The sequence below is a fragment of the Streptomyces sp. NPDC049597 genome, from assembly GCF_040675505.1.
Lineage (GTDB): Bacteria > Actinomycetota > Actinomycetes > Streptomycetales > Streptomycetaceae > Streptomyces.
In genome coordinates this window covers 587344-612816 of sequence record NZ_JBFAOY010000001.1, presented here as the reverse complement: position 1 = coordinate 612816, position 25473 = coordinate 587344, and the positions used below count along the sequence as shown (strand labels likewise).

20 protein-coding genes and 1 pseudogene are annotated in these 25473 nt (G+C 73.7%); 6 read left to right on the top strand and 15 right to left on the bottom strand.

Annotation, left to right across the window (positions count from 1 at the left end; genetic code table 11):
- From AB0K02_RS02730 to AB0K02_RS02690, 9 genes and pseudogenes are all read right to left on the bottom strand, one after another.
- On the bottom strand, positions 1 to 2649 hold the full coding sequence (locus AB0K02_RS02730; protein ID WP_365990503.1) for a tetratricopeptide repeat protein: 2649 nt from the start codon (positions 2647 to 2649) through the stop codon (positions 1 to 3).
- Complete coding sequence (locus AB0K02_RS02725; RefSeq protein WP_365990502.1) at positions 2646 to 3983, bottom strand: hypothetical protein; 1338 nt, start codon at positions 3981 to 3983, stop codon at positions 2646 to 2648. Before AB0K02_RS02725 ends, AB0K02_RS02730 begins: the two co-directional genes overlap by 4 nt.
- A 157-nt stretch (positions 3984 to 4140) precedes the next feature.
- Positions 4141 to 5250 carry a glutamate ABC transporter substrate-binding protein gene (locus AB0K02_RS02720; RefSeq protein ID WP_365990501.1) on the bottom strand — a complete coding sequence of 370 codons (1110 nt, stop codon included), beginning with the start codon at positions 5248 to 5250 and terminating at the stop codon, positions 4141 to 4143.
- 11 nt (positions 5251 to 5261) lie between these two features.
- Positions 5262 to 6599 (bottom strand): hypothetical protein, encoded by a 1338-nt coding sequence (locus AB0K02_RS02715; protein ID WP_365990739.1) that lies wholly within the window; start codon positions 6597 to 6599, stop codon positions 5262 to 5264.
- 375 nt (positions 6600 to 6974) lie between these two features.
- The gene (locus AB0K02_RS02710) at positions 6975 to 7946 is read right to left on the bottom strand and encodes a BadF/BadG/BcrA/BcrD ATPase family protein (protein WP_365990500.1); all 972 of its coding nucleotides are present in this window, start codon (positions 7944 to 7946) and stop codon (positions 6975 to 6977) included.
- A 92-nt stretch (positions 7947 to 8038) separates the two neighbouring features.
- Positions 8039 to 9304: a 6-phospho-beta-glucosidase gene (locus tag AB0K02_RS02705; protein ID WP_365990499.1), complete on the bottom strand. Its 1266-nt coding sequence runs from the start codon at positions 9302 to 9304 to the stop codon at positions 8039 to 8041.
- 3 nt (positions 9305 to 9307) lie between these two features.
- Positions 9308 to 9448 (bottom strand): annotated as a pseudogene (locus AB0K02_RS02700) (carbohydrate ABC transporter permease); the annotation flags it as partial.
- A gap of 118 nt (positions 9449 to 9566) precedes the next feature.
- On the bottom strand, positions 9567 to 10769 hold the full coding sequence (locus AB0K02_RS02695; RefSeq protein ID WP_365990498.1) for an ROK family transcriptional regulator: 1203 nt from the start codon (positions 10767 to 10769) through the stop codon (positions 9567 to 9569).
- Positions 10770 to 10945: 176 nt separating this feature from the next.
- On the bottom strand, positions 10946 to 12016 hold the full coding sequence (locus AB0K02_RS02690) for a mechanosensitive ion channel family protein (protein WP_365990497.1): 1071 nt from the start codon (positions 12014 to 12016) through the stop codon (positions 10946 to 10948).
- 257 nt (positions 12017 to 12273) lie between these two features.
- On the opposite strand from AB0K02_RS02690, the gene AB0K02_RS02685 reads away from it, so the two are divergent.
- Complete coding sequence (locus AB0K02_RS02685) at positions 12274 to 12810, top strand: HNH endonuclease (RefSeq protein WP_177150873.1); 537 nt, start codon at positions 12274 to 12276, stop codon at positions 12808 to 12810.
- 153 nt (positions 12811 to 12963) lie between these two features.
- Here the strand turns inward: AB0K02_RS02685 and AB0K02_RS02680 are convergent, their stop codons facing one another.
- Positions 12964 to 15876, bottom strand: coding sequence for a beta-N-acetylglucosaminidase domain-containing protein (locus AB0K02_RS02680; RefSeq protein ID WP_365990496.1), 2913 nt, complete (start codon positions 15874 to 15876; stop codon positions 12964 to 12966).
- Positions 15877 to 16171: 295 nt separating this feature from the next.
- Between AB0K02_RS02680 and AB0K02_RS02675 the strand changes: the two genes are divergently transcribed.
- From AB0K02_RS02675 to AB0K02_RS02655, 5 genes are all read left to right on the top strand, one after another.
- Positions 16172 to 16441, top strand: coding sequence for a hypothetical protein (locus AB0K02_RS02675; RefSeq protein ID WP_365990495.1), 270 nt, complete (start codon positions 16172 to 16174; stop codon positions 16439 to 16441).
- A gap of 10 nt (positions 16442 to 16451) precedes the next feature.
- A complete protein-coding gene (gene malQ, locus AB0K02_RS02670) occupies positions 16452 to 18665 on the top strand; it encodes a 4-alpha-glucanotransferase (protein WP_365990494.1) in 2214 nt (737 codons plus the stop codon).
- A 23-nt stretch (positions 18666 to 18688) separates the two neighbouring features.
- A complete protein-coding gene (locus tag AB0K02_RS02665; RefSeq protein ID WP_365990493.1) occupies positions 18689 to 18919 on the top strand; it encodes a hypothetical protein in 231 nt (76 codons plus the stop codon).
- 179 nt (positions 18920 to 19098) lie between these two features.
- Positions 19099 to 20103, top strand: a complete 1005-nt coding sequence (locus AB0K02_RS02660) for a DMT family transporter (RefSeq protein ID WP_365990492.1) — start codon at positions 19099 to 19101, stop codon at positions 20101 to 20103.
- Positions 20104 to 20112: 9 nt separating this feature from the next.
- Positions 20113 to 21024 carry a LysR family transcriptional regulator gene (locus tag AB0K02_RS02655; protein WP_365990491.1) on the top strand — a complete coding sequence of 304 codons (912 nt, stop codon included), beginning with the start codon at positions 20113 to 20115 and terminating at the stop codon, positions 21022 to 21024.
- 107 nt (positions 21025 to 21131) lie between these two features.
- Here the strand turns inward: AB0K02_RS02655 and AB0K02_RS02650 are convergent, their stop codons facing one another.
- The 5 genes from AB0K02_RS02650 to AB0K02_RS02630 all read right to left on the bottom strand — a co-directional run bounded on the left by AB0K02_RS02650 (position 21132) and on the right by AB0K02_RS02630 (position 25304).
- Positions 21132 to 22223, bottom strand: coding sequence for a selina-4(15),7(11)-diene synthase (locus tag AB0K02_RS02650; RefSeq protein WP_365990738.1), 1092 nt, complete (start codon positions 22221 to 22223; stop codon positions 21132 to 21134).
- A gap of 244 nt (positions 22224 to 22467) precedes the next feature.
- Positions 22468 to 23088, bottom strand: coding sequence for an ATP/GTP-binding protein (locus tag AB0K02_RS02645; RefSeq protein WP_365990490.1), 621 nt, complete (start codon positions 23086 to 23088; stop codon positions 22468 to 22470).
- On the bottom strand, positions 23069 to 23428 hold the full coding sequence (locus AB0K02_RS02640) for a DUF742 domain-containing protein (protein WP_177150866.1): 360 nt from the start codon (positions 23426 to 23428) through the stop codon (positions 23069 to 23071). The genes AB0K02_RS02645 and AB0K02_RS02640 overlap by 20 nt, the downstream gene beginning before the upstream one ends.
- A complete protein-coding gene (locus tag AB0K02_RS02635; protein ID WP_365990489.1) occupies positions 23425 to 23841 on the bottom strand; it encodes a roadblock/LC7 domain-containing protein in 417 nt (138 codons plus the stop codon). The genes AB0K02_RS02640 and AB0K02_RS02635 overlap by 4 nt, the downstream gene beginning before the upstream one ends.
- Positions 23838 to 25304, bottom strand: a complete 1467-nt coding sequence (locus AB0K02_RS02630) for an ATP-binding protein (protein ID WP_365990488.1) — start codon at positions 25302 to 25304, stop codon at positions 23838 to 23840. The genes AB0K02_RS02635 and AB0K02_RS02630 overlap by 4 nt, the downstream gene beginning before the upstream one ends.
- Positions 25305 to 25473: the final 169 nt, after the last annotated feature.

Here is a 25473-nt window from a genome sequence, read left to right as displayed (position 1 = left end):
TCACACCCACGTCCGGGGGCGGTAGCGGTTGGCCCGCTCCACCAGCTCTATCCGCTCCTCACCGCGCTGGGCGAGCCGGGCCAGGACCCGGTAGGAGCGCTCCAGGCCGAAGCGCAGGCCGCGCTCGTCCAGTTCGCTGCCGAGCAGCACGGTCGGTGTGCTCGCGCTCGGCGCGGGGGATGCGGTCGGAACGGACGGCAGGGCTCCGGGACTTCCGGAGAGTACCCAGTCGAGCGCCGTCCCCAGCACCTCGGTCGTCAGCTTCTCGCGTCGCACCGGGTCGAGACCGAAGCCGCCCAGGGCGTCCACCTGCGCGGCGGCCGCCGACAGGTCGCCCAGAAGAGGCTCGTGCGCGGCGCGCCGACGAAGTCTCGCCCGCACGGCGGCCACCCGCGCCGCCGTGTAGTGGATGGACACCTCGGGCACCGACTCCAGCGTCCGTACGGCCCCGGCACGGTCGCCCGCGGCGATCTGCACGCGGGCGAGCCCGAACGCGGCGCTGACGAAGCTCGGGTCGGTCGTCCACACCAGGCGGTAGTACTCCGCGGCGTTGTCGAGCTGGCCGAGCACCTCGGCGCACAGGCCGAGCGCGAGCTTGGGCGCGCTCTCGCCAGGGAACGCGTCGTAGACCGCGTCGAACGACAGCGCCGCCGCCTCGTGGTCGCCCGTCACCAGCGAGGTGACGCCCCGGTACCAGACGACGCGCCAGTCGTCCGGCCGCGAACTCTCCAGTGTGGCGAGCGTCTCGGCCGCCGACGCGACATCGCCCGTCTCCAGCCGGGCGCGCAGCTCCCGCAGCAGTGTCTCCGGCGAACTCGCCGCGGCCGCGTGCAGCGCGGCGATCAGCTCGGCGGGGGCCGAGGCCATCAGACCGGCGAGGAAGCCCGCGTTCGGATCGTTGGGGTCGACCCGGGGGACCGGCAGGGCGAGGGCCGTCCCGCGCGTGTCGAGCGCGGCGAGGTGCGGGGCGAGCGCCGGAAGGGCGGTCGCGCCGTCCGGTGTGCGCTGGGCGGGCACGGGGGCAGGGGCGGAGGGGCCGGGGAGGCCGGCCGGCGGCGGGGGCGCGCTCGGCAGCGACGGCGACGGTGGCGCCCCGGGCCCCACCGCGGCGGCTGCCGGGGAGCTCCCGGACGCCTGGGCCCTCGGGCGGCGCGCGCCCGCGGCCGGACGGGCGCCGAGCACCGAGACGTCCTCGTCGAGCTCCGCGAACAACTGGGTGTCGGTGACGCGGACTTCGGGCCCGAACAGCGTCGACAGCGCCGGGCGGGGCCGGCCCGTCTGCATCGCGACGACCTCCCGCAGCACTCCCGTCAGCTGCTCGGCCATCTCCTGGGCCGAGGCGAACCGGCGCCCCGGATCCGGGTCGGTGGCGCGCACCAGCAGCCGGTAGAACGACTCGTACGTGCGGAAGACCTGGATGTGCTCCGGGTCGGGCAGGGAGTCCACGAACATGTTCGTGTAGCCCTGGAAGTCGAAGGTCAGCACCGCGAGCGTGCGCGCGACCGTGTACAGGTCGGAGGCCACGGACGGGCCGACCTCCGCGACCTCGGGAGCCTGGTAGCCGACGGTCCCGTAGATGGCGGACTCGTCGTCGTCCATCCTGCGGACCGCGCCCATGTCGATCAGCTTGAGCTGGTCCTGCTGCTGGATGGCGTTGTCGACCTTGAAGTCGCAGTAGAGCAGGTTCCTGCTGTGCAGGTGGCCGAGTGCCTCCAGCGCCTCGATGCCGTACGCGCACGCCTGCTCGACCGGCAGCGGGTCGCGCCGTCCGTCCGGGCCGCGGCGCTCGTTGGCGATCTCCTTCAGCGACTTGCCGCCCACGTACTCCATGACGATGTAGCCGTCCAGGGAGCCGGTGCGCTGGTCGAGGTGCTCCACGAAGTTGTAGATGCGGACGATGTTGGAGTGCTCGATCTCGGCGAGGAAGCGGCGCTCCGAGATCGCCGCGGCCATCGCGTCCTGGTCCCCCGTGTCCAGCAGGCCCTTCAGGACCACCCACCGGTCGGACACCGCGCGGTCCACCGCCAGGTACACCCAGCCGAGACCGCCGTGCGCCAGGCAGCCCACGACCTCGTACTGGCCGTGCACGATGTCGCCGCCCTTGAGCTTGGGCACGAAGGAGTACGGGTGACCGCACTTGGTGCAGAAGCCCTCCGTGCGCCCGGGGCGGTCTCCGCGTGCGCGGCCCACCGGCGCCCCGCAGTCGGAGCGCGAGCAGAACCGCTTCCGCTCCGGCACCTCGGGGTCGGCCATCACCGCCGTACGCGGGTCCGGCCGCGGCACCTCCGGCACGGTGACCAGGCCGGCGCCCAGCCTGCCGCGTCCCGAGGAGGCGGAGGACGAACCGGAGCTGCGCACCGAGACGGAGCGCGAGGACGTGCTGCTGCCGGTCAGCGACCGCGACAGCCTGCCCGACACCGAACGGTGCGAGGACGACGACCGGGACGACGTCCGGGAGGAGCGCGAACCGCCGCGCGCCGACGACGAGTCCCGGCCGCCGCCCGCGATGCCGGTGGGCTGCGAGCCGACCATGCCGGTGGAGGACACGACGGGCGCGAGACCGCACGTGCCGCAATACATCTCACCGCCGCCCATGTCCTCGTACGAGCCCTCGCAGCCGGGCCGCTGGCAGTTCGTCGTCCCGCTCATGAATCCCCCCTGCGGTCCTCGGGCTCCGCTCCGCCCTGTCTGGGCACCAGCACCTCGGCGGCGGCCTGCTGGTAGCGCAGCACCGCCTGCTCGGCGGCCCGCAGATCGCACGGCGCGCTCCACAGCATCCGCCGGGCCGCGTCGTACCGCTCGATCAGCAGCGGGTCCTCCGCCATGCCGTGCCGGGCGACCTTGGCCTTGTAGGCGTCGAGCCGGCCGCGCAGCTCGGCGCGCACGGCCAGCGGCGCGGTCACGGCCGTCAACGACTCCCTGGCGCGGTGCAGTTCGTCCTCGGCCTCCCGCTCCAGCGACTCCAGCAGCGGCGACAGCCGGTGCCACTGGGAGTGCCGCCGGTACTCGGCGGCCGTGGCCAGCCGCTCCTGGAGGGCCGTGGGCGGCCCGCTGACCGCGGGCACCTCGGACGCGGCGATCTTCGCCAGCACCTCACCGCGCGCCGAGCGGGCCTCGGTCAGCGTCCGGTCGGCGCGCGAGAGCACGTCGCGCAGCCTCAGCAGCCGCTCCTCCGAGTCCTGCCGGACCCGGAGGACGGCCTCGATCTCCCGCCGCACGTCCTCCAGGGCGCGCGCGGCGCGGTCGTAGCGGTCGGTGTCCGGGCGGCCGCCGCCCGGCGCCGAACTGCCGGGCGCGGGCCGCCAGAAGGCGAGCGGGTCGGACACCACCTGGGCACGCAGCGTGGACAGCTCGTCGGTGATGTCCTCCAGGTCGTCCCCGGACGGGTGCTCCCCGGGCCGGACACCCACGGAACGGGCGAGCGAACGGGTGCGCTGCAGCTCGGCGGAGAGCAGGTCGATGCGGGCGGGCAGCGCCGACCACACCGCGTCCGCGGCGACGACCATGTCGAGCGCGGCCGCGTACAGCTCGTTCATCCGGGCGACCAGCTCCTCGAGCGTGAACTGCTCGGAGAGCCGGGCGGGGCCGGTGAGCGACGGAGCCGGAGCCGCGGCCTGGCCGGCCACCGTCACGCTGCGGCCGCGCAGCCGCTCGGTCAGCTCGGCCAGGTCCTCGCGGCTGGACCAGCGGCGGCGCGCGCGCAGTTCACGGATGTCCGTCAGCGCGGCGGTGTACGCGTCGAAGTAGTTCCACAGCAGCGTGATCGACTGCTCGGCGGTCGCCCAGCGCTCCTTGGTGACGCCGGTCAGCTCGGCTCCTTCGAGGAGCCGTCGCCCGGCGTGGTCCTGGAGGGCGAGGAGCGAGGTCTCGACCGCCTCGTGCTCCGCGCCGAGCCGCGCCAGCGCACGGTCCACCTCGTCCCGGTCCATCACCGGCCCGTGCGGCGTCCCCGCCGAGCCGGGGAAGGGTCCCGCGACGCCCATCGATCACCTCTCCGTTCGTCTCGTTTGTCGAACCGTTCCGAACTGGTCCGAACTGTTGCGGACCGGGCCGGGACCCGTCCAGGCCGTGCCCGTCCTGCCGCTCGTGCCCCGGGCCGTCCACCGGGGCAGCCGCCCGGCGAGCCTCACCGGCGCCGGCCTACTCCGCCCGGTACTTCGGCTCCGGCGGCGCCGTTATGCCGGGCAGATCGGCGGCCAGCCACTTGCTGTACGACTGCATCCAGGGCCCCTTGCGGTAGTCGACGAGCACCTGGTTCACCCGGCGCACGAGGTCGTCCTTGCCCAGCTTGGTGGCCACGCCGTAGTACTCGGTGGTGAACGGCTTGCCGCCCTTGAGCTCGATCGCCGGGTCCTGGGCGGCCTGGCCCGCCGCCAGGGCGTTGTCCGTGACGATCGCGTCGACCAGGCCCTGCTGGAGCCTGACGAGGCAGTCCAGCTGGTTCGGCACGGTGTACAGGTCCTCGTCGGCCGGCTGCCCGTCGTGCTCGTCCCGGAACGTGGCGCCGAAGCTGTTCTTCTCCAGCGCCTCGTACGCCGTCGATCCCTCGGCCGAACACACCCGCTTGCCGGCCAGGGACGTGTCGTACCCGGTGATCGGCGAGCTCTTCGGCGCGAGGACCTGCTGTCCCGCCTGGAAGTACGCCGTGGAGAACGCGACCTGCTCGATCCGGGCGCAGTTGATCGTCATGGTGCGCACCACGATGTCCACCGCGCCGCTGTCGAGCGCGGCGATGCGCTGGTTGGTCGGTATCGCGCGGAAGATGACGGCGTCCTTGCTGCCGACGATGTTCTCGGCGATGGCGCGGGCGAGGTCGATGTCGAAGCCCTCGAGGACGCCGCCGGTCCGACCGCCCGGTCCCCCCGGCCCCGCAGTGCCGCCGCCCGCCGGACCGTCCGCGCCCTTCTGGCCGCCGCCCGGATTCCGGTAGCCCCAGCGGTAGCTGTTCTGGTCGACGCCGACGATCAGCTTGCCCCGCTCCTTGATCGCGTCGATGTTCGGTCCGCCGGCCGAGGACGGGCGCAGTGACGCCTCCGGGTCCTCGCAGTCGTCCGCCGTGCCGGAAACCGCGATGCCCTGACCGGCGGGGTGCGGGCTGAGGGCGTCCGCGCCGCCGTGGGCCAGCGGCAGCAGTGTGACGGCCGCGGTCAGCGCGCACGCGGCGGCCATCCCCGCGACACCGCCCCAGCCGCGCAGGCTGCTCGGCCGCCGAGGGCGCCTCGGACGCGAGTCCGACCTGGTGTCCGTCATCTCTCCCCCTCTCACCGGTACTCCGAAAGCCTGCGGTTGATGCCCAGGATCGCCGCCACGGCCCCGAGCAGGGCCAGCAGCGCCGCCCCGGCCGGCAGACCGCCGAGCGCTCCGCGCCCGTCCTCCGCAGCCTCGGTGAACTCCCGCTGCTCGTGCGCCAGCGCCTTCTCCAGCGCCTTGTCCACCTGGTCGAACGACTCGTCCGTGGAGCCCTTGCCACCGATGACCTTGTGCACCGCACCGTCGTAGTCGCCCGCCCTGTCGGTGGCGGTCACGTCCTTGTGGCGCGTCTGCCACTGCGACACGCTCCGCACGGCGTCCTCGACCGGACCGCGCCCCTCGGCGTCGTCGGCCAGCCGCTGCGCCCGGCCCAGCTGCTCGCCGAGCCGCGCCATGCCGCCGGCGTACTCCGTCTCGTACTTGTCGCTCTTGCCGTCGTCGGTCAGCACCGCGCCCCGGGCGACCAGCGTCAGGTTCTCGTTGGCCCGGGCCTTCAGCGAGTTGATGCGGGCGTCGCCCAGGACCTTGAGGGACTGCTGGCCGTGCGCCTTGGCGTCGTTCAGCTGGGCGCGGGCCACTGTGTGCCCGACCGCCAGCCACAGCAGCAGCACGGTGGACGCCGCGGTGGCGGCGAGGAGCCCCTGGTTGAAGACCCGGTTCGTGCGGCGGTAGTTGCGCCGCTGGGCCCACACCAGCACGGCGAGGGCGACCACGCCGGCCGCCAGCGAGAGCACCGGCCAGAAGCGCGCGTCCTCGTCGTCCTGCTCCAGCCGCGCCGTCTCCGCGTCGTACAGCCGCTGGGCGGCGGGCAGGAGCTGCTTGGTCATCAGCTCGTTGGCGAAGCGCAGATACGCGCCGCCGAGCGGCCGGCCGAGCCTGTTGTTCGCGCGGGCGGTCTCTATCAGGCCCGTGTACCGCGGAAGCTGCTCGTTCAGCTCGGCGATCTGACGGCCCGACTCGCTCGAACTGTCGGTGTTCGTCGCGGCCTTGACCAGCAGCCGTGACGCGAGCGCGATGTCTTTCTCGTACCTCTGGTGGACGTCGCGGGGCTCCTCGGCGCCGGCCAGGAAGCCGCTGGACGCCGCCGTGTCCGCGTCGGCCAGCGAGCGGTAGATGGAGGCGGCGTCCGCGCTGAGCGGCTGGCTCCGGCTCACCACGTCGTCGGCGGAGGCGGCCCGGTCGGCGACCTCCCACGCCGTCACCGCGCCGAACAGCACCACCAGCCCCGCGAGCACGGCCCCGATGATCTGCAGCCGCCCCGGTTCGGTCGTCGCCGCCGCCCGCAGCCGTCGCTTCCCCTCGGCCCAGGCGCCGCGGGGCGCCGGTCCTGCCGGAGGCCGTGCGGGCACGGGCACGGGCGCGGCCGGCCGGGGCGCGGTGCGCGCATTCGGCGGGTGTGTCACGTGACCTCCCCCTCGGTCGCCGACGGCCCGCCCCCCGGCGGGTCCTGGGACAACTCCCGGCCAGCAGTATGGCCGCAGGGGACTGCTTCACACCACAATTGACTGGATCTTGTGCAACTCTTCGCGTCCCGGGCCCCCGTCGGCGTCGTGCCAGGCCCGTCCCCCCACCCTTGTCCCCACAGTGAATACGCTTCCCGGCCCGGCCCGGTTCCCACCGAACGGGTGAACGTGCGCCGCGCCGGACCGGGCCCCTGGCCGAATACGCGCGCGCCGCCCGCCCCGCCCCAGGGAGCGGGACGGCGCGCGCGGCCACCCTGGGCCTCAACCCCCGTACCGGGCCCGCAGCGTGCGGTGAGCCTCGGGCGCTGCGGCGACGTGGTCAAGTCCGAGCAGCGCCGCGCCCAGCACCGGCGCCGCCGTCACCACGCGCACCACCGCCCTGGGGGCCTTGAGGGCCAGCAGTTCGGCGAGGTCCGCGTCGAGCCGGGGGTGCCGCGCCGCGAGCACGCTGCCGCCCAGCACCAGCGGCACCTCCTCCTCCAGAAGGTCCAGCCGTCCCAGTGCCACCGCGGCCATGGCGACCACCTCCTCCGCGAGCCGGCGCACCAGACCGCGCGCCACCGGGTCACCGTCCGCCCCGGCGGCGAACAGCAGCGGAGTCAGCTCGTGTTTGCGCACGGCCGCGATACGGCCCAGGTGCAGCGCCTCGATCAGCGCGTACATCGAGTCGAGACCGAAGTGCGCGGGAAGCGTGCGGGCCAGCGCCGTCGGCTCGCCGCGCCCGTCCTCGGCGCGTGCCGCGAACCACAGTGCCTCGTCGGCGAGTCCGGCCCCGCCGCCCCAGTCACCCGAGAGCTTCCCGACGGCCGGGAAGCGCGCGGTGCGGCCGTCCGGCAGCATTCCCACGCAGTTGATGCCCGCGCCGCACACCACGGCGACGCCCCGCGGCTCGTCGACCCCGGCGCGCAGAACGGCGAAGGTGTCGTTGAGCACCTGCGTCGTGCGCCCCCACCCGCGCTCGTGCAGAGCCGCCGTCAACTGCGCCTCCTCCACCGGCAGGTCGGCGTTGGCGAGACAGGCAGAGACATGCTCGGCGGCGCCGGCCGGCGTGCCGCGGGCCCGGGCGGTGGCGAGCGCCTCGCCGACCGTCGACGCGAGCGTGTCCACAGCCGCGGTGACGCCGACCTTCGGCGGCTGGAATCCGGGCCCCCTCGCCGATGCGAGGACTGCCCCGTCGGTGCCGACGCAGGCCACATCGGTCTTGCTGTTCCCCGCGTCGATGGCGATGACCACTCCGCGGGGTCCACGGGAGCTCCCCCCGGCCGGCCCGGCCGACGGGCTCCCCGACGGGCCCACCGCACCGGGGCGGCTCCCGGGGATGCCGGTCACGCCCACGCCAGGTGCTCCCGGTTGTGCGCGATCAGCTGGTCGGTGAGCTTCTCCGCGTACGCGTACTGGCCGATCAGCGGGTGGGCCAGCAGGGCTTTGAAGACCCGGTCGCGTCCGCCGCGCAGCGCGGCATCCAGCGCCAGGTCCTCGTACGCCGTCACATCGGCGATCAGCCCCGCGTACAGCGGATCGAGCTCCGGCACGGCCAGCGGTGCGGCGCCGTCCGTGCCGACCCGGGCCTGCACCTCGACGACCGCGTCGTCCGGCAGGAACGGCAGGGTGCCCTCGTTCCAGGTGTTCACCACCTGCACCGGACTGCCCGCGCCGCCCAGCAGCGACGCGGCGAGGTCGACGGCGGCCTCGGAGTAGAAGGCGCCACCGCGCCGGGCGAGCAGGTCCGGCTTCTCGTCGAGAGCCGGGTCGCCGTACATCGTGAGCAGCCGGCGCTCCATCTCCGCGACCTCCGCCGCCCGCGACGGCTTGGTGCGCAGCTCCCGCACCACCTCGTCGTGCGCGTAGAAATAGCGCAGGTAGTACGAGGGGACAACGCCGAGCCGGTCCAGCAGCGGGCGCGGCAGCCGCAGATCGTCGGCGATGGCGTCGCCGTGCTCGGCGAGCAGCCGGGGCAGCATGTCGGTGCCGTCGGGGCCGCCGAGGCGTACACCGGTCTCCCAGGTGAGGTGGTTGAGCCCCACATGGTCGAGGTGGACGCCGGCCGGGTCGGCGTCGAGGAGCTTCGCGAACTTGCGCTGGAGCCCGATGGCGACATTGCACAGGCCCACCGCGCGGTGACCGGCCCGGAGCAGCGCCCGCGTCACGATGCCGACCGGATTGGTGAAGTCGATGATCCACGCGTTGGGGCTGGCGCGGCGGACGCGCTCGGCGATGCCGAGCACCACCGGAACGGTGCGCAGCGCCTTGGCGAGGCCGCCCGCGCCCGTCGTCTCCTGGCCGACGCAGCCGCACTCCAGGGGCCAGGTCTCGTCCTGTTGGCGGGCGGCCTGACCGCCGACGCGCAGCTGCAGCAGGACCGCGTCGGCGTCGGCGACGCCCGCGTCCAGGTCGCGGGTGGTGACGATCCGTCCGTCGTGGCCCTGCCTGGCGAAGATCCGGCGGGCCAGGCCGCCGACGAGTTCGAGGCGGTCGGCGGCCGGGTCGATCAGCACCAGTTCGGAGACCGGCAGCGTGTCGCGCATCCGCGCGAAGCCGTCGATCAGCTCGGGCGTGTAGGTGGAACCGCCCCCCACAACAGCGAGTCTCATGGATCAGCCCTTCGCTCCGGTCAGGGTGGCGCCCTCGATGAAGGCCTTGTGTGCGAAGAAGAAGACCACGCTCACCGGTGTCGTGATCAGCGGCGTGGCCGCCGTGGTCGGGTTCCGGTCGCTCTGGTGGACGTCCTTGAAGGACGCCGCCGCGAGCGCGGCGGCAGTGGTCCGGCGGTGTGCGGGCATGGCGATGTCTCCTGCGATGAGGCCGGAGTCGGCGAGGACGGAGTCGCGGTAGGGGAAGCGGAGACGTGGGGGTTCAGCGGGAGGTGTCGAAGACCTCGTCGCGGGTCGTGGCCAGGGCGCTTTCCAGCGCGCCCCGCAGCACCGGGCCGCGGCGCACCGAGCCGAGCACCAGCCGGGGCCTGGAGGCCGCCAGTTCGGTGAGCTCGCCCTGGACGCGCTCGAGCAGCGGCTCCCCGCCGGCGACGATCACCGCGCCGGACAGGACGACGAGCTCCGGGTCGAGCACGGCGACCATGGACGCGAGCCCGGTCGCGAGCCCGGTCGCGTACGCGTCGAGCAGCTGCCGGTACGGCCCCGAGTCCGCCTCGGCGGCACGGGCGAGCAGCGCCGCGGCGACCTCCGTGTGCGGACCGCTGCCGACGTCCTGGATGCCGAGCTCCCGCGCGAGCCGGGGCAGAGCCTGGGCGCCGGCCAGTTCCTGGAAGCCGCCGCTGTTCGCCTTGGTCACCTGGCGGACCAGCGGAGTCCCCGGAACGGGCAGGAAGCCGACCTCGCCGGCGCCGCCGGTGAAGCCGCGGTGCAGCCGGCCGCCGATGACGACGGCGGCGCCGAGGCCCTCCTCGTTCCACAGCAGGACGAAGTCCTCGTGGCCGTGGGCGGCGCCGCCGCGCTGCTCGGCGACGGCGACGAGGTTGACGTCGTTCTCGTACTCGACGGGCATCGGCAGCGCCGCGGCGAGTTCGTCCAGCAGGGTGGGGGAGTGCCAGCCGGGTAGGTGGGAGGCATAACGCAGGCGGCCCGTCGAGGGGTCGAAGGCGCCGGGCGTGCCGACGACCGTGCGGTGGACCTCGGCGCGGGTGACGCCGGCGGCCTTGACGGCGCCGTCGAGCGCGTCGGTGACCTGCCGGACGACGCTCTGCGCACGCCGCCCGGGGGTGGGCAGCTCGAACTCGCCGACGGTCGCGCCGGTGAGGTCGGCGACGGCGGCGCGGATGCGATGCGGGGTGACGTCGAGCCCGGCGGCGTAGGCGGCGCGGGCGTTGACGGCGTACAACTGGGCGCTCGGTCCCGGCCGCCCCGCGGTGGTGCCGGTGGCGACGACGAGGCCCGCGGCCTCCAGCCGGGCCAGCAGCTGGGAGGCGGTGGGCTTGGACAGACCGGTGAGCCTGCCGATCCGGCTGCGGGAGAGGGGACCGTGCTCCAGCAGCAGATCGAGTGCGGCACGGTCGTTCATGGCGCGCAGCACACGCGGGGTCCCGGGGGTGGTTCCGGCCACGAGGATCGCACCTGCCTCTTCGCACTGGACTGTTAGGAAACTTTCCTGTCCTGTCGAGGAAAATAAGCCGCCCGTCAGCGGGTCGTCAATGGCAGACGCCCCCTGGGCGAGGGAAGCGGTCGCCCAGGGGGCGCTGAGAGCGGTGCCCGCCGGGCCTTCGGAGGCCCGGCGGGCGGTTACTTCGACAAGTTGGCGGGCGGCTGGATCGGGGACGCGGCCAGGGACTGCGGCGACGTCGTCGACGCGTAGGCGGACGGCGCCGCCATACCGGCGGCCGGGTCGGCGGCCGCCTCCGTCGCCTGCTGCGGGAGACCGCCGACGATCCGGATGTCAGCGGCGTCGAAGGCCCGCTTGATCCGCCAGCGCAGCTCGCGCTCCACACCGAGCGACTTGCCCGGCATCGTCTTCGCCGACACGCGGAAGGTCATGGACTCCAGCAGCACCTCGGTCAGGCCCAGCACCTCGACCGGACCCCAGAGCTGCTCGTTCCACGGCTCGTCCTTGGCGAGGTCCTCCGCCACCTCCCCGATCACGGCCTTGACCCGGTCCAGGTCCTCGGACGAGCGGACGGTGACGTCGACGCCGGCGGTCGCCCAGCCCTGGCTGAGGTTGCCGATCCGCTTGATCTCGCCGTTGCGGACGTACCAGATCTCACCGTTGTCGCCGCGCAGCTTCGTGACGCGCAGGCCGACCTCGATCACCTCGCCGGAGGCGACGCCCGCGTCGACCGAGTCACCGACGCCGTACTGGTCCTCCATGATCATGAAGACGCCGGAGAGGAAGTCGGTGACGAGGTTGCGCGCGCCGAAACCGATCGCGACACCGGCGACACCGGCGGAGGCGAGCAGCGGCGCGAGGTCGATCTGGAACGCTCCGAGGATCATCAGGAACGCGGTGCCGAGGATGACGAACGACGCGATCGAGCGGAGCACCGAGCCGATGGCCTCCGAGCGCTGCCGGCGCCGCTCCGCGTTGACCAGCAGACCGCCGAGCGTCGTGCCCTCCACCGCCTGCGCGGAGCGGTTCATCCGCTCTATGAGCTTGGTCAGGGCCCGGCGGACGAGCATGCGCAGGACCAGCGCCACGACGAGGATCAGCGCGATGCGCAGCCCGGTGTTCAGCCAGGTCGACCAGTTCTCCTCGACCCAGCCGGCGGCGTCGCCCGCCTGCTTGGCGGCCTCGTCGAGCGTGACGGGTGCGGGCGCGGGATCGGCGTCCGCGCGGACGGCGGACCAGAACGCGGTCACGGGGGAGAACCTCCAGGCGTGCGATGAGACCAACCACCCTAACGGGGGACGAAGGCTGCCACCGCGTGGTCGGCCGGGGGAGAGACAAGGCTCACCCGGGGGAAGAAAAGGGGAGGAACGTCCCGAGGCCTGTGGCGGAAAACACCTCCAGCCCGTTACGTGCACGTGGTGGCGCCGGGACCGGCCATGAGGACAAACTGAAGACAGATCGTCCCGGCGCGAGCCACGCGCCGCCGGCGTACAAGGAGGCATCCACCGTGCCGCATGTCCTGGTCCTCAACGCGTCGTACGAGCCGCTCGGCGTCGTACCGCTCCGCCGCGCGCTCGTCCTCGTCCTGGAGAACAAGGCAACCTGCCTCGAGGAGTCCGGCGCCTTCATGCACAGCGCGACCCGTGTCGTCGCCGCTCCCAGTGTGGTGCGGCTCAAACGGTTCGTGCGGGTCCCTTACCGGGGGCCCGTTCCTCTCACCCGCAAAGCGCTCTTCGCCCGCGACGGCGGGCGCTGTATGTACTGCGGTGGCGTCGCAACCAGCGTCGACCATGTCGTTCCGCGCAGTCGCGGGGGACAGCACGCCTGGGACAACGTGGTGGCGGCCTGTCGCCGCTGCAACCACGTCAAGGCCGACCGGCACCTGCGCGAACTGGGCTGGCGCCTGCGCCACCAGCCCGCGCCGCCGAGCGGACTGGCCTGGCGCATCATCGGGACCGGGCACCGGGACCCGCGCTGGTTGCCCTACCTGCAGCCGTACGGCGCGGACGACGCGATGGCCCGGATCGACGGCATTTCCGCCTGACGACCGCAGGCCATTTTTTGTGCCCGCCCTCCCCGCACGAGCGGGGAGGGCGCCGCGCGCCCGGGCCGCCGGCCGCCTGTGACTCCGCGCCGGCGCGCACTCCGCGACCGAGCCGGCGTGCACTCCGAGTCGCTCCGGGACCGCGCAGGCGCGTCACTCCGCGACCGCGTAGGTCTCCACCGAGAACAGCGAGTACCCGAACTCGGTGACCCGCTCGTCGCCCTGCACCCGCACGAAGCGGGTGTCCCTGGCGTCCATGCGGACCGCCTCGCGACCGCCCCTGCCGTCCGTGACCGTCGCCGCCGTGCGCCAGACCCGGCCGTCCGGCGAGACCTGGATGCGGTACCTCGTCGCGTACGCCTCCTGCCAGTGCAGCACCACCAGGCCCACCCGCTCCGGCCGCGGCAGCTCCAGCTGCCACCAGGCCGTCGGACCCGGCGTCGAGGACCAGCGGCTGCGCGGGTCGCCGTCGACGGCGGCCGATGCCGGGTAGTCCGCGGTCTCGTCGCCGGACGAGGAGACGCGCACGCCGGGGGTGCGCGCGAGGTCCGTGGTGCCCGTCCTCGGGAAGGCCCGCACCGTCAGCGTGCTCTCCTGCCCCGCGAACGACAGCGGGACCTGGTACTCGCCCGCCGGCGTGTCCTCGGGAACCGTGACCTCCACCGGGACCGTGGTCCGCAGCCCGCGAGGCACCGTCGTCTCCTTGGGCACCTTCACCTCGATGCCCGCCGGCGCCTTCGCGGTGAGAGCGCCGCGCACCTCACCGGGCCGCTGCGCCGTCAGGCGCACCCCGGCGCGCTGCGGAGCACCGCCGATCTCGGCGCTGGTCTGGCTGCGGACGAGGTCGAGTCCGGCCGCGGGCTCGTCCGCGAACCACGGCACCACCGAACGGACCGGGACCGGCTCGTCCCCGTCAGGCGACACCCGCAGCGCGTCGACCTTCACGCCCCTCGCGTCCGTCTGCGTCCAGCCCCCGGCCGACAGCGGCGCCAGCGCACGCCAGCCCTCGCCGGGCACGTGCACCTCGAGACGCCCGCGCGGGGAGGCGGTGGGCTCGGTCATCGCCGTGACCGCCGTCAGCGGGCGCGGCCGCTCCAGGCGGACGGTGTCCTCGCCCTCCCGGGCCCGGTCGGCGCCCGTCCACGCCCGCGACTCCTTCACCACGCGGTCGAGGAACGGGCCGAGCACACCCTTGCCGACGGTGGCCCTGCTCGCCCGCAGTTCCCGCTGGCGCGCCTCCAAGCCGAGAGACGCCCGCCAGGCCGCCTGCCCGTCCCCGCGCGCCTGGGCCTGGAGCATGTCGACCGCCAGCTCGCCGGCCCGGCCGTAACGGGCCAACTGGTCCAGCCACGGCCGCACTTCATGGGCCAGCCGCCCGTCGGCCGTGTGCTCGAGGCGCTCGGGCGAGCGGCGCATGACCGTGAACGCCGAACGCAGTGCGGCCGCCGCCCGGTCCCGCGCCCCGGCGTCCGTCGTGGTGCGCGAGTGCCAGAACGCGTCCATCAGCGGCCGCAGGTACGCCGACTCGTTCTCGGGGCTGAGTATCGACGAGGAGTCGTTCCCGGCCAGGGCCGCCAGCGCCTCCCGCGTGCGCGGGTCACCGCCCGCGAGGTCGTCCAGCGCGGCCTGCCAGGACTGCTCGGGGCGGTAGCCCTTGGGGTTCCAGGCGTAGTCGGCCGCGGTGAACAGCGGGATGCGGGAGGCGGACGCCTGCTCCATTGCGTTGGTCAGCAGAGCCGCCGAGCCGGTCGCGACCGCGGGCTCCCGGCCGGTGTACGGACCGAGGAAGATCCGGTCCTGCGCGTAGTCGTTGACCGGGTAGTTGTCCATCGTGACCAGGGGATGGTCGAACGCCTCGCGCGCGCCCGCCAGTTCACGTCCCGTGATGGTGCGCGGCACGACGCCGACACCGGTCCACGCCACGCCCACCGCCGCGTCGAGCTCCCTCGCGAGCGCCGCGCGGTACTCCGTGGCCCCCTCCTGGTAGAACTCGGTCGGCATCACCGACAGCGCCTCGGCGCCCGGGTGGCGGTCGGCCAGGTGCCGGGAGACGGCGTCCGCGACCCGTGCCTGGGCCTTCGCCGCTGCCTCGGGCCCCGACCCGTACGTCTCCGCGTCCTTCTCGCAGTGCCATTCGCTGTAGCTCACGTCCTGGAACTGCAGCTGGAAGGCGCGCACCCCGAGCGCCCACATCGCGTCGATCTTGCGGGTCAGCGCCCGTACGTCCTTGTCGTCGGCCAGGCACATGGACTGCGCGGGCGCGACGGCCCAGGCGAGGGTGACGTGGTTGCGGCGCGCCCGCTCGGCCAGTTCCCGGAACTCGGCGCGCTGCGCCGCCGGGTACGGCTCACGCCACATCGACTGCCGGTAGGGGTCGTCACCGGGGGCGTACAGGTAGCGGTTCTGCTTGGTGCGCCCCATGAAGTCGAGCTGCGCGAGCCGCTGTTCGTGGGACCAGGGCCGGCCGTAGAAGCCCTCCGTCGTGCCCCGCACGGCCGTTGCGGGCCAGTCGCGCACGACGACGCCCGCGACGCGGCCGTCCGTCAGGAGCTGCCGCAGCGTCTGGACCCCGTGGAACAGGCCGTCGCCGCCCACGCCGTCGAGGGCGACCGTGTCGCGACCGCCGGTACGCCCCACCGCCAGGCGGTAGCCGCCCGTCGGCAGGTCGGCGCGCTCCGCCGCGCGCAGGGCGCGCAGCGCCTCGTGCGCGCCAGGCCCTCCGATCCGGAACACCGGCCCGCGGCCGGGCAGTGCGGTGTGCACGGTACGCACCCCGGCCTCGCGCAGCAGGTCCTTCACCAGCGTGACCGCGTACGGGTCGGCGGCCGGGTCCGCGACGACGGTCGCCTCGTCGCCGAGCGGGACGGAGCCGCCCGTGGGCCGCAGCGACTGGGGGCGCGGCCACACGGAGGGCGCCGTCGCGGCGCCCTCGGGATCCTGCGCGGAGCCCGCCGGTGCGCCGGGCTCCGCGGGGGCCGCGACGGCCCCCGGCGCCCCGCCCAGCAGGCCGCCGATGACGGCGACGGCGACGGCCGCCGCTGTACGTCTTCCGCCCCCGAGCCGCACGCCGGTCTCCCCTCGTTCTCCCCTGCCGTTCCGGTCGGTTCGAGCCCACCACCCCACCGCGAGAGTGTCAATGTGCCTGGCCGTTGTGTGCCTTTTGCCTGGTGCGGTGGGCGACCGGGGGCGGGTCGGCAGACCTCCGGAGCGGATCGGCGCGCCGCCGTGGCCGACCGCCGGAAGGGCAACACCATGTGACGCGGAACACGTTGGCCGATCGTTTACGTCTGCGGTCGTGCCCACGGGGTAGGGCTGCTGTGACCCGCTCACGACCGTTCACGCCCGCTTGGAGTGATTTACCGTGGCCGCATCCGCGCACCTGCTGCTCTCCGCCCTGTCCAAACAGGTCCCGGCGCAGTCGGCACATGACCCGGCAGGCTGCCCGCTCACTCACGAGGTACAGCTCACCGGCGAGCCCCCGCTCGCCCACGACGTGCCGCTCACGAGCGAGCCCCCGCTCGCTCACGCCGCCCCTCTCACCAGCGAGCCCCCGCTCGCCGACATCGCGCCCCTGACCAGCGAGCCGACCGCCCACGGCACGGCGGGCGGCACGGAGTCACCAGGGGTCTGAAGGAGTCCGCATGGGCCTTGCCCGGCTCGCCGCGCTGCATGGAGTCGCCACCGCCTTCCAGCCCTCCGAGGGCGTGACCGTGGCGGTCCCCGACACCACGGTCGTCGCCGTCCTCGCCGCGCTCGGCGTCGACGCGTCCACCCCGCGGGCGGTCAGCGCCGCCCTGGACCGTGCGGACCGCGCCGCTGCGGCGCGACTGCTGCCGCAGACGGTCGTCGTCTGGCAGGACGGCGCGCGGACGCAGCCGCCGTCCGCGCTCGACGGCCTGCCCGGCGGCACCCGGCTGCGCGTCGAGACCGAGGACGGCGCCGAGATCGTCCCCGGGGCGGGACGGCCCGGCGGCTGGGACCGGATGCCGCACGGCGTCCACCGGCTCTGCGCCGAGACCCCCGACGGCCGCACCGCCGCCGCGACCCTCGTCGTGGCGCCCCGGGAGGCGCCCCGGCCCGAGGGCCGGTCGTACGGCTTCCTGGTGCAGCTGTACTCCCTGCTGTCGGCGCGTTCCTGGGGCATGGGGGATCTGGGGGACCTCGCCGAGCTCGCCACCTGGTCCGGCCGCGCGCTGGGCGCGTCCTTCGTCCAGGTGAATCCGCTGCACGCCTCGGTGCCGGGCGCCCCCGCCGACCCCTCCCCGTACCGCCCCTCGTCGCGCCGCTTCCCCGACCCCGTCCACCTGCGTGTCGAGGACGTCCCGGAGTACGCGTACGCGGACCACACGCGGCGCGCACGGCTGGAGGAGCTGCGGGACAAGGGTGCCGAGCTGCGGGAGTCCGTCCTCGCCAAGGGCGCGCTGATCGACCGGGACGCCGTGTGGGAGCTGAAGCGCGAGGCCCTGGAGATCCTGCACACCGTCCCGCTGACGCCCGGCCGCCACGCCGCCTACTGCGCCTTCCTCGCCGAGCAGGGCCCGGCCCTGGAGGACCACGCGACCTGGTGCGCGCTCGCCGAGGTGCACGGCTCCGTGTGGCACAGCTGGCCGGCCGAGCTGCGCGACCCCCGTTCCCCCGCGACCGCGCGGGCGCGGAGCGAGCTGATGGACCGGGTCGACTTCCACAGCCGCCTCGTGTGGCTGACCGACACCCAGCTGGCCGCCGCGGGCCGGGCGGCGCGCGAGGCGGGCATGGGCGTCGGCGTCGTGCACGACCTGGCCGTCGGAGTGCACCCCGGCGGCGCCGACGCGTGGGCCCAGCAGGACGTCTTCGCGGCCGGGATGTCGGTCGGCGCCCCGCCGGACGCGTTCAACGCCCGCGGCCAGGACTGGGGTCTGCCGCCCTGGCGCCCCGACGCGCTGGCCGCCACCGGGTTCGCGCCCTACCGCGGTCTGCTGCGGGGCATCCTGCGCAACGCGGGCGCGCTGCGCATCGACCATGTGATGGGTCTGTTCCGGCTGTGGTGGGTGCCGCAGGGCGCCCCGCCCACCGAGGGCACGTACGTCCGCTACGACGCCGAGGCGATGCTGGCGGTCCTCGTCCTGGAGGCGCACCGCGCGGGCGCCGTCGTCGTGGGAGAGGACCTCGGCACAGTCGAGCCGGGCGTGCGCGAGGCGCTCGCTGACCGCGGCGTGCTGGGTACCTCCGTGCTCTGGTTCGAGCGGGACTGGGCGGGCGACGGCAGGCCGCTGCCGCCGGAGCGGTGGCGGGAGGGATGCGTCGCCACCGCCACCACCCACGACCTGCCGTCCACCGCGGCCCGGCTCAGCGGCGGCCACGTGGAGCTGCGCCACCGGCTCGGCCTGCTGACCGGTGGCCTCGAACAGGAGCGGACCGATGACGCGGCCGACGTACGGGAATGGCTGGGCCTGCTGGAGGGCCTCGGCCTGCTGCCCGAGGGCGCGGGTGACGAGGAGGCCGGCATCCGGGCGGTCTACCGCTTCCTGCTGCGCACGCCGGCGCGCATGGTCGGGGTCTGGCTGCCGGACGCGGTCGGCGACCTCCGCCCGCAGAACCTGCCGGGCACCTGGGACGAGTACCCGAACTGGCGCCTTCCCGTCGCGGACGGCGAGGGCCGGCCGACGTCCCTGGAGGACCTCGCCGCCTCGCCCCGCCTGAACCGGCTGATGACGGTCTTCGCCCCCGCGGAGAACGCCGGCGCCTCGCGCACGGCACCCCGGGCGACCGGCTCTGCGTCCCGTACGGCATCCCGGGCGACCGGCTCTGCGTCCCGTACGGCATCCCGGGCGACCGGCTCTGCGTCCCGTACGGCACCCCCGGGCGCGCGGCCCTGAAAGGCGTTCGCTACGTTTGCACCGTGGACAAGAAGAACGCCTTGCGCGCCGGCGCCGTCGCAGCCGGTACGACGCTGATGATGCTGCTGATGTCGTCCCCCGCGCTTGCGCTCACCCCGGACGACGGCGACGACCCGGGTCCCGGCCTGAGCGTGGTCGAGACCCTCGGCCTGTACGTCGTGGCGCCGATCGCCCTGTTCGTGGTGATCGCCGGCCTGGTGATGGTGTTCGACAAGTCCCGGAAGCAGAGCTGACGCCGCGCTGACCCAGCCTTCGAGGCGCCCCGGACACGACGTGTCCGGGGCGCCTTCGTCGTGCCCGGGGCTCGATTGTTCAGATCTGCTGAAAAGAATCGTCGTAAGTATTCGATGGACCTGAGGAGTCTTCCCGGGTGACGGTGGACGCACCCACCAGCCCGGCAGGAAGGCACAGGATGACGGTGAAGGCCCCGGAGCACGCCCGCACCACCAGCAGGACGACCGCCGCACGACGGGCGGGACGCGGCGCGGCGCCGGGGCTGCTGCTGGCGGCGGTGGCGACGGTCGTCTGGTCCGGCAGCTTCGTCACGTCACGGGCCCTGCACGACTCGGTGCCGCCGGTGCAGGCCGCCTTCTGGCGCTGGATCGTGGCCGTCGTCGCGGTGGCGCCCTTCGCGGTGCGTGCCGCATGGCGGCAGCGCGCGCTGATCCGCCGCCGTATGCCCTTCCTGCTCGCCGCCTCCCTGCTCGGTGTCACCGTCTACAACACCCTCGTCAACCAGGCCGGGCTCACCACGTCCGCCGGCAACATGGGCCTGATCATGGCCGCATCGCCCGTGGTGATGGCGCTGTACGAGAGGCTGGGCGGGGCACGGCTCGGCGCGCGCCGCGCCACGGGGATGCTGGTCGCCTGCGGGGGAGTGCTGCTGCTGGTCGGCGACGGCTCCCTGTCGGCGGACTTCTCCGCAGGAGACCTCTGGATGTTCGCCGCGGCGCTCAGCTTCGCCTCGTACAGCGCGCTGCTGCGACGGCGTCCCGCCGGGATCGACGGGCGGGTCCTGCTCTTCGTCACGTTCGTGCTGGGCGCGCTGCTGCTGGCGCCCGTCTTCGCGGTCAGCCTCGCCCTCCAGGGCGGCTTCGCCCCGACAGCGGGAACGGTGGGCCCGCTGGTGTACGTCGGCGTCTTCTCCTCGGCGGTCGCCTTCTTCGCCTGGAACCGCGCCGTCGCCCTGATCGGCGCCTCCCGCGCGGGAGCCGTCTACTACCTGCAGCCCGTGTGCGTGGCGTTGCTGTCGTACGCCGTGCTGGGCGAGTCGATGGGGCCGGCGCAGTTCGTGAGCATGGCGCTGATCCTCGGCGGAGTGATGCTGGCGGCGGCGAAAGGCGCGATGCCGCCGAGTGACCGCAGGGGCGGGGGCGTGCTGCAACCGGCGGGTGATGGCCGCACCCGGTCCGGATAGCGTGCCGACATGACCGGTACGCGGGAGTGGGACATCAGGAAGCTGCGGATCCTGCGCACGCTCAGTGAGCGGGGGACCGTGACGGCGACGGCCGAGGCGCTGCTGATGACGCCCTCTGCCGTCTCGCAGCAGCTGTCGAACCTGGCGTCGCAGCTCGGCGTCACGCTCCTCGAGGCGCACGGCCGCCGGGTCCGGCTCACCGACGCGGCCCACCTGGTGCTGCGTCACACGGAGTCGGTGTTCGCGCAGTTGGAGCGCGCGGACGCCGAACTGGCGGGGTATCTGCGGGGCGAGACGGGCACGGTGCGCGTCGGGGCGTTCTCGACCGCCGTGCCCGCGCTGGTCGTGCCCGCCGTGCGGCGGCTGCGGGCCGCGCATCCGGGTCTGGAGGTACGCGTCAGGGAGGCGGAGGCGGCCGAGGCGTACGACCTGCTGTCCTCGGGCCGGGTGGACCTGGCGCTCTCGCTGGCCGCCCAGGCCCCGACGGCCCGCGATCCCCGGTTCGCCCTGGTGCCGCTGCTCGCGGACCCGCTGGACGTGGCGCTGCCGGCGGACCACCCGCTCGTGGAGCGTGACGGGCTGCGGCTGGCCGACCTGTCGGACGAGCCCTGGATCTTCGGTGGCAGCGGCCCCTGGTCGGAGATCACACTCGCGGCCTGCGAGAGCGCCGGTTTCGTTCCCGAACAGGCGCACAGCGCGGCGGGCTGGACCGCCATCCTCGCGATGGTCGAGGCCGGGATGGGCGTCGCGCTGGTCCCGCGGATGGCGGCCGCGGAGCGCCGGCGCGGCGTGGCGATGCGCGTGCTGGAGCGTGACCAGCCGCGCCGTCACGTCCTGGCGGCGGTACGGCGCGGCTCGGAGACGTCCCCGGGCATCGCGCGGGTACTGTCGGCCCTGCGTGAGCCGTCACGGGCGGGCTGAGCCCCGGCCCACTACGCGTCCCGTGGCGTCACGATCATCGGTATGCGGCCCGGATGCGCCACCGCCGAGGCCACTTCCTTCGCACCTGGCCACCCACCGGCGCGGCTCTAGGCGGTGTGCGCGGCGTGCCGCCCGTGCACGGTGCGGACGGGGCCGGGCACGAGGTCCCACCACCAGGCGATGGCGGGGATGCCCAGCGGCTCGTGGCGGTCGTCCGTCGGGGTGCCGCTGAAGACGGGCGGCAGGTTCGCCGGGTCGTCGGGGGTGGTGTAGCGCACGGAGCTGATGCCCCAGTCCTGGGCTCCGCGTATGAAGTGCGACAGGCTGCGCAGGTACTGGCGCAACTGGGGGCTGCCCTGCTCGGACAACTGCTCGCTCAGGCGGGTGTACAGGCACATCACCCGGTCCCGCTGGGCTATCGCGGTGGTGAGCGCCTGTTCGGTGCTCATGCCCTGATGCTCCAGCACGCGCAGGGCGTTGAGGTAGTAGCCGGGGGCCTTGTGCTCCTTGTGGTGGGAGAAGATGTCGTTGTCCCAGGTGATGACGAACGACGCCATTTCGGCCGCGGCGCGCACGGCGGTGCGGTCTCGCTCGTGGGGCTGGAGCTCGTAGCCGTAGCCCATCTCCAGCATGGGCAGCACGACCGAGGTCGCGCCGTCGTACAGCCGCATCAGGGTGTAGTCGTTGAGGTCGGGCACGGTGCCGGCCCGGCGGTGGGCCGCCTCCCACACCACCGAGAAGAAGTATTCGCGCAGGGCGTCCACCCAGCGGGCGGTCTGGCCCGCGGTGCCGTACCGGTCGACGCGCATCCGCAGGTCCCGCAACCCCGCGGCCAGCGGGTCGTCCTGCATCATCGGCGCCTCGGGGTTCTGCGCCACCCGGATCAGGCGGTGCAGCAGGCCGGCCAGGTCCCCGGGCCGGTGGCCCAGTTCGCCCTCCTCGCAGTGGCCGTCGTCCACTCCGAAGAGCCACAGGACGAAGTCCGCGAGGAGCGAGACGACCTCCTCGCGGCCCTCGGGCAGGATCCGCGCCGAGAACGTGCCGATGTCCTGCACCACCAGCTTGGCGCGCAGCGCCTCGGAGCCGATGCGGTACGTCTCGGCCCAGGCCGCGGTCTGGACGTCTATGTCCGCGTGCCTGGGGTGTATCGCCGGTGGAATGGGCGAGAAGATCGGTGGAACGGTCAGCTCGGATTCCACTGCGGCCTGCCTCTCGATGCGGGTGCGGCACGTCAACTCCGTTGTCACACGCGCAACTTGCACCTCGAAGTGATCATCGAGACGCATCGTACTCAGCCGGATTGGCTGATCCAACGGGGCGAATCCCCGGCATACCGGAGCGCAACGGTCCATCGGTGGCTGGAACCGGTGCGTGAACCCCACCACCGGCGGCCGCCCGCGGGCGGCCTTTCGCGGACCCCGGCCGCAGGGGGCCGGGGACCGGTCACGACGCCGCCGGGGCCTGGGCCAAGGACTGCAGGTAATGCATCAGGGCCATCAGGACGTCCCGGCTGGACGCGCGCTGCCGCGCGTCGCACAGCACGATCGGCACCGATTCGGGCAGGTCCAGCGCGGCGCGCAGCTCCTCCACTGGGTAGCCCGGGGCGTCCGGGAAGGAGTTGACCGCGACCACGAACGGGACGCCGCGCTCCTCCAGCCGCCCGATGACGTCGAAGCTGACCTCCAGCCGTCGGGTGTCGACCAGCACCACCGCGCCGAGCGCGCCCTCGAACAGCCCGCGCCACAGGAACCAGAAACGCTCCTGACCGGGGGTGCCGAACAGGTACAGCACCAGTTCCTCGTTGATGCTGATGCGGCCGAAGTCCATCGCGACCGTGGTCGACGTCTTGCGTTCCACGCCCTGGGTGTCGTCCACGCCGACCCCGGCCTGCGTCATCGTCTCCTCGGTCGTCAGCGGCCTGATCTCGCTGACCGAACCGACCAGGGTCGTCTTGCCGACACCGAAGCCGCCCACGATGACCACCTTGACGGCGGCCGTGGCGGTCGTCGGCAGCACGTCCTCGCTCCGCGGGCCGAGAGCCTGCTCAGAGCTTCTGAAGTCCATCGATCACTGCCTCAATCAAAGCGCGGTCGGGGAGGTGGGCGGCCCGGACGGGTGCGCGTGCCAGCACCTTGTCCTCGGCCAACAGATCGCTGAGCAGCACGGTGATCACACTCACCGGCAGGCCCAGGTAGGCGGATATCTCGGCCACCGAGAGCGGCGCCTGGCAGATGCGGATGATGGCCGCGTGCTCCGGCTGCATTCCGGGTTTGGGGCCCGACCTGGCCACGATCAGTGTGACCAGGTCCAAGGCGGTGGGCGCGAAGGATCCGCTGCGGCCGCCCGTGATGACGTACAGCCGCTCCGGACTGCTCGGCTCCCAGTCCTCGTCCGCTTCGCTCACGCGGTGTGCCCCTCGTGCCGCGGCGGCGTGCTCAGGTGCTCTCCGATCCGCAGCACGAGGTCCCGCATGCGCTGGCCCATCAGCCCCGCGTCCACGCCCTCGTCGGCGAGCACCGCGAGGTAGGCGCCCGCGCCGGCCGCCATCAGGTAGAAGAACCCGCCGTTCATCTCGATGACGACGAGCCTCATCCGGCCGTCGCCGTGCGGGAGTTCGGAGGCGACCGCGGCCGCGAGGCTCTGCAGTCCGGCGCAGGCGGCGGCCAGACGGTCGGCCGTGTCCGTGTCCGCGCCGTACTGCGCCATGCGCAGTCCGTCGGCGGACAGCACGACGACGTTTCGGGTCTGCGGTACGCCCTCTGCCAGGTCCTTGAGCATCCAGTCCATGTTGCTCTGGTGGGACTGCCGCTGAATCATGGCTGCTCGTTTCCGTTGTTCGTCGGGGGGGTCTCGCCGGACAGGCCGCTCTGGAAGGCGGTCAGCCACATGCCGGGCTGCACCGCCGGTGCGGCGTCCGCCGCGTCGTCCGGCTGGTTCGCGGGAGCCGCCGGGGCCGTCGCCCCGGCAGCGGGGACGGCGGGAGCGGTCACCCGGTTCTTGCGGCGCCGCTGGGGGAGGCCGTTCGCGGTCCGCTCGGTCACCTGCGGTGCGTCCTCCGCGGGCAGCGGGGCCGTGGGGCCGGTGACCGGCCGCGGCAGCCGCTCGTGGGTGTCGGAGCCGGTGGGGCGGGGGCCGGAGGCGGCGCCGATGCCGTGCGCCAGACCGGTCGCCGAAGCGGACGTGGTGATCAGGGCCTGGGGGACGACGAGGACGGCGCGCACACCGCCGTACGCGGAGGAGCGCAGCGACACCTGGAAGCCGTACGCCTGAGAGAGCCGGCCGACCACGGCGAGGCCCAGGCGCGGGGTCTCCCCCAGGTCGTTGACATCGATGCCCTGCTGAGCCTGGCGCAGCATCCGCTCGGCGCGCCTGCGCGCCTCCTCGCTCATGCTGACGCCGCCGTCCTCGATCTCGACCGCGATGCCCGACTGCACGTCCACCGCGGTCAGATGGACCTTGGTCTGCGGCGGCGAGTAGCGGGTGGCGTTGTCCAGCAGCTCGGACAGGGCGTGGATCAGCGGTTCGACGGCGGTGCCGACGACGGCGACCTCGGAGACCGAGTGCAGTTCCACTCGCTGGTAGTCGATGATCCGGGACATGGCGCCGCGCATCACGCTGTAGAGCGGGACGGCCTTGCTCCACTGGCGGCCCGGGCGGGCACCGCCGAGGACGGCGATGGAGTCGGCGAGCCGGCCGATCAGCGCGGTGCCGTGGTCGATGCGCAGCAGGTCGCCGAAGACCTCGGGGCTGCCGCCGTGCCGGTCCTCCATCTCCCGTAGTTCCTGGGCCTGCTGGTGGACGATGGCCTGAACGCGACGGGCGATGTTCACGAAGGCGCGCTGCGCGGACTCGCGCAGGTCCTCCTCGGCGCTGACCGCGTCGACGACGGAGCGGAGCACCGCGTGGTGCTCGGCCGGTGCGTCGACGGCGGCGAGCACGTCCTCGGGGAAGCCGCCCTTGCGCAGGGCCTCGACCACCTGCGGCAGCAGCTCGCCCGCGAGGCGGCCGGTCTCGGCCGCGCGACGGGCGAGCAGCGCGTCCTGAGCCGCGACCCGCTCGCGCAGCTCGGCCACCAGCCTGTTCCGGCGCGCCACCACGGCGCAGGCGACGGCGACCATGGCGACGGCCACGGCGGAGACGATCAGTACGGGGGTGCGAGCCGACGCGGAGACCAGGAACGCGGCCGCGATCGCGGCCACGGCGGTCACGGCGACGGGCAGCTGCCAGACGAGGCTCGCCCTCGGCCGCGGACTTCCGGTCGACGTTCCCTGTCGAACCATCAGCATCCTCAGAATCGAACGGGAAAGATCACATGAAACGACGGGCGGGAGCATATCCCGGTCGGAGCAAGGTCGTTGACTCAGGGGTTCTGCTCTGGCGCGTTGTCGACGGCCGAAAAACAAAGAGGCGCGCCGGGCCCAACGGGCCCCGGCGCGCCGCCACTTGCGG

Excerpts from the sequence above, each read along its gene's own strand:
- AB0K02_RS02730 (WP_365990503.1), bottom strand. The coding sequence starts at position 2,649 with ATGAGCGGGACGACGAACTGCCAGCGGCCCGGCTGCGAGGGCTCGTAC.
- AB0K02_RS02725 (WP_365990502.1), bottom strand. The coding sequence starts at position 3,983 with ATGGGCGTCGCGGGACCCTTCCCCGGCTCGGCGGGGACGCCGCACGGG.
- AB0K02_RS02720 (WP_365990501.1), bottom strand. The coding sequence starts at position 5,250 with ATGACGGACACCAGGTCGGACTCGCGTCCGAGGCGCCCTCGGCGGCCG.
- AB0K02_RS02705 (WP_365990499.1), bottom strand. The coding sequence starts at position 9,304 with ATGAGACTCGCTGTTGTGGGGGGCGGTTCCACCTACACGCCCGAGCTG.
- malQ (WP_365990494.1), top strand. The coding sequence starts at position 16,452 with ATGGGCCTTGCCCGGCTCGCCGCGCTGCATGGAGTCGCCACCGCCTTC.
- AB0K02_RS02660 (WP_365990492.1), top strand. The coding sequence starts at position 19,099 with ATGACGGTGAAGGCCCCGGAGCACGCCCGCACCACCAGCAGGACGACC.
- AB0K02_RS02655 (WP_365990491.1), top strand. The coding sequence starts at position 20,113 with ATGACCGGTACGCGGGAGTGGGACATCAGGAAGCTGCGGATCCTGCGC.
- AB0K02_RS02645 (WP_365990490.1), bottom strand. The coding sequence starts at position 23,088 with ATGGACTTCAGAAGCTCTGAGCAGGCTCTCGGCCCGCGGAGCGAGGAC.
- AB0K02_RS02635 (WP_365990489.1), bottom strand. The coding sequence starts at position 23,841 with ATGATTCAGCGGCAGTCCCACCAGAGCAACATGGACTGGATGCTCAAG.
- AB0K02_RS02630 (WP_365990488.1), bottom strand. The coding sequence starts at position 25,304 with ATGGTTCGACAGGGAACGTCGACCGGAAGTCCGCGGCCGAGGGCGAGC.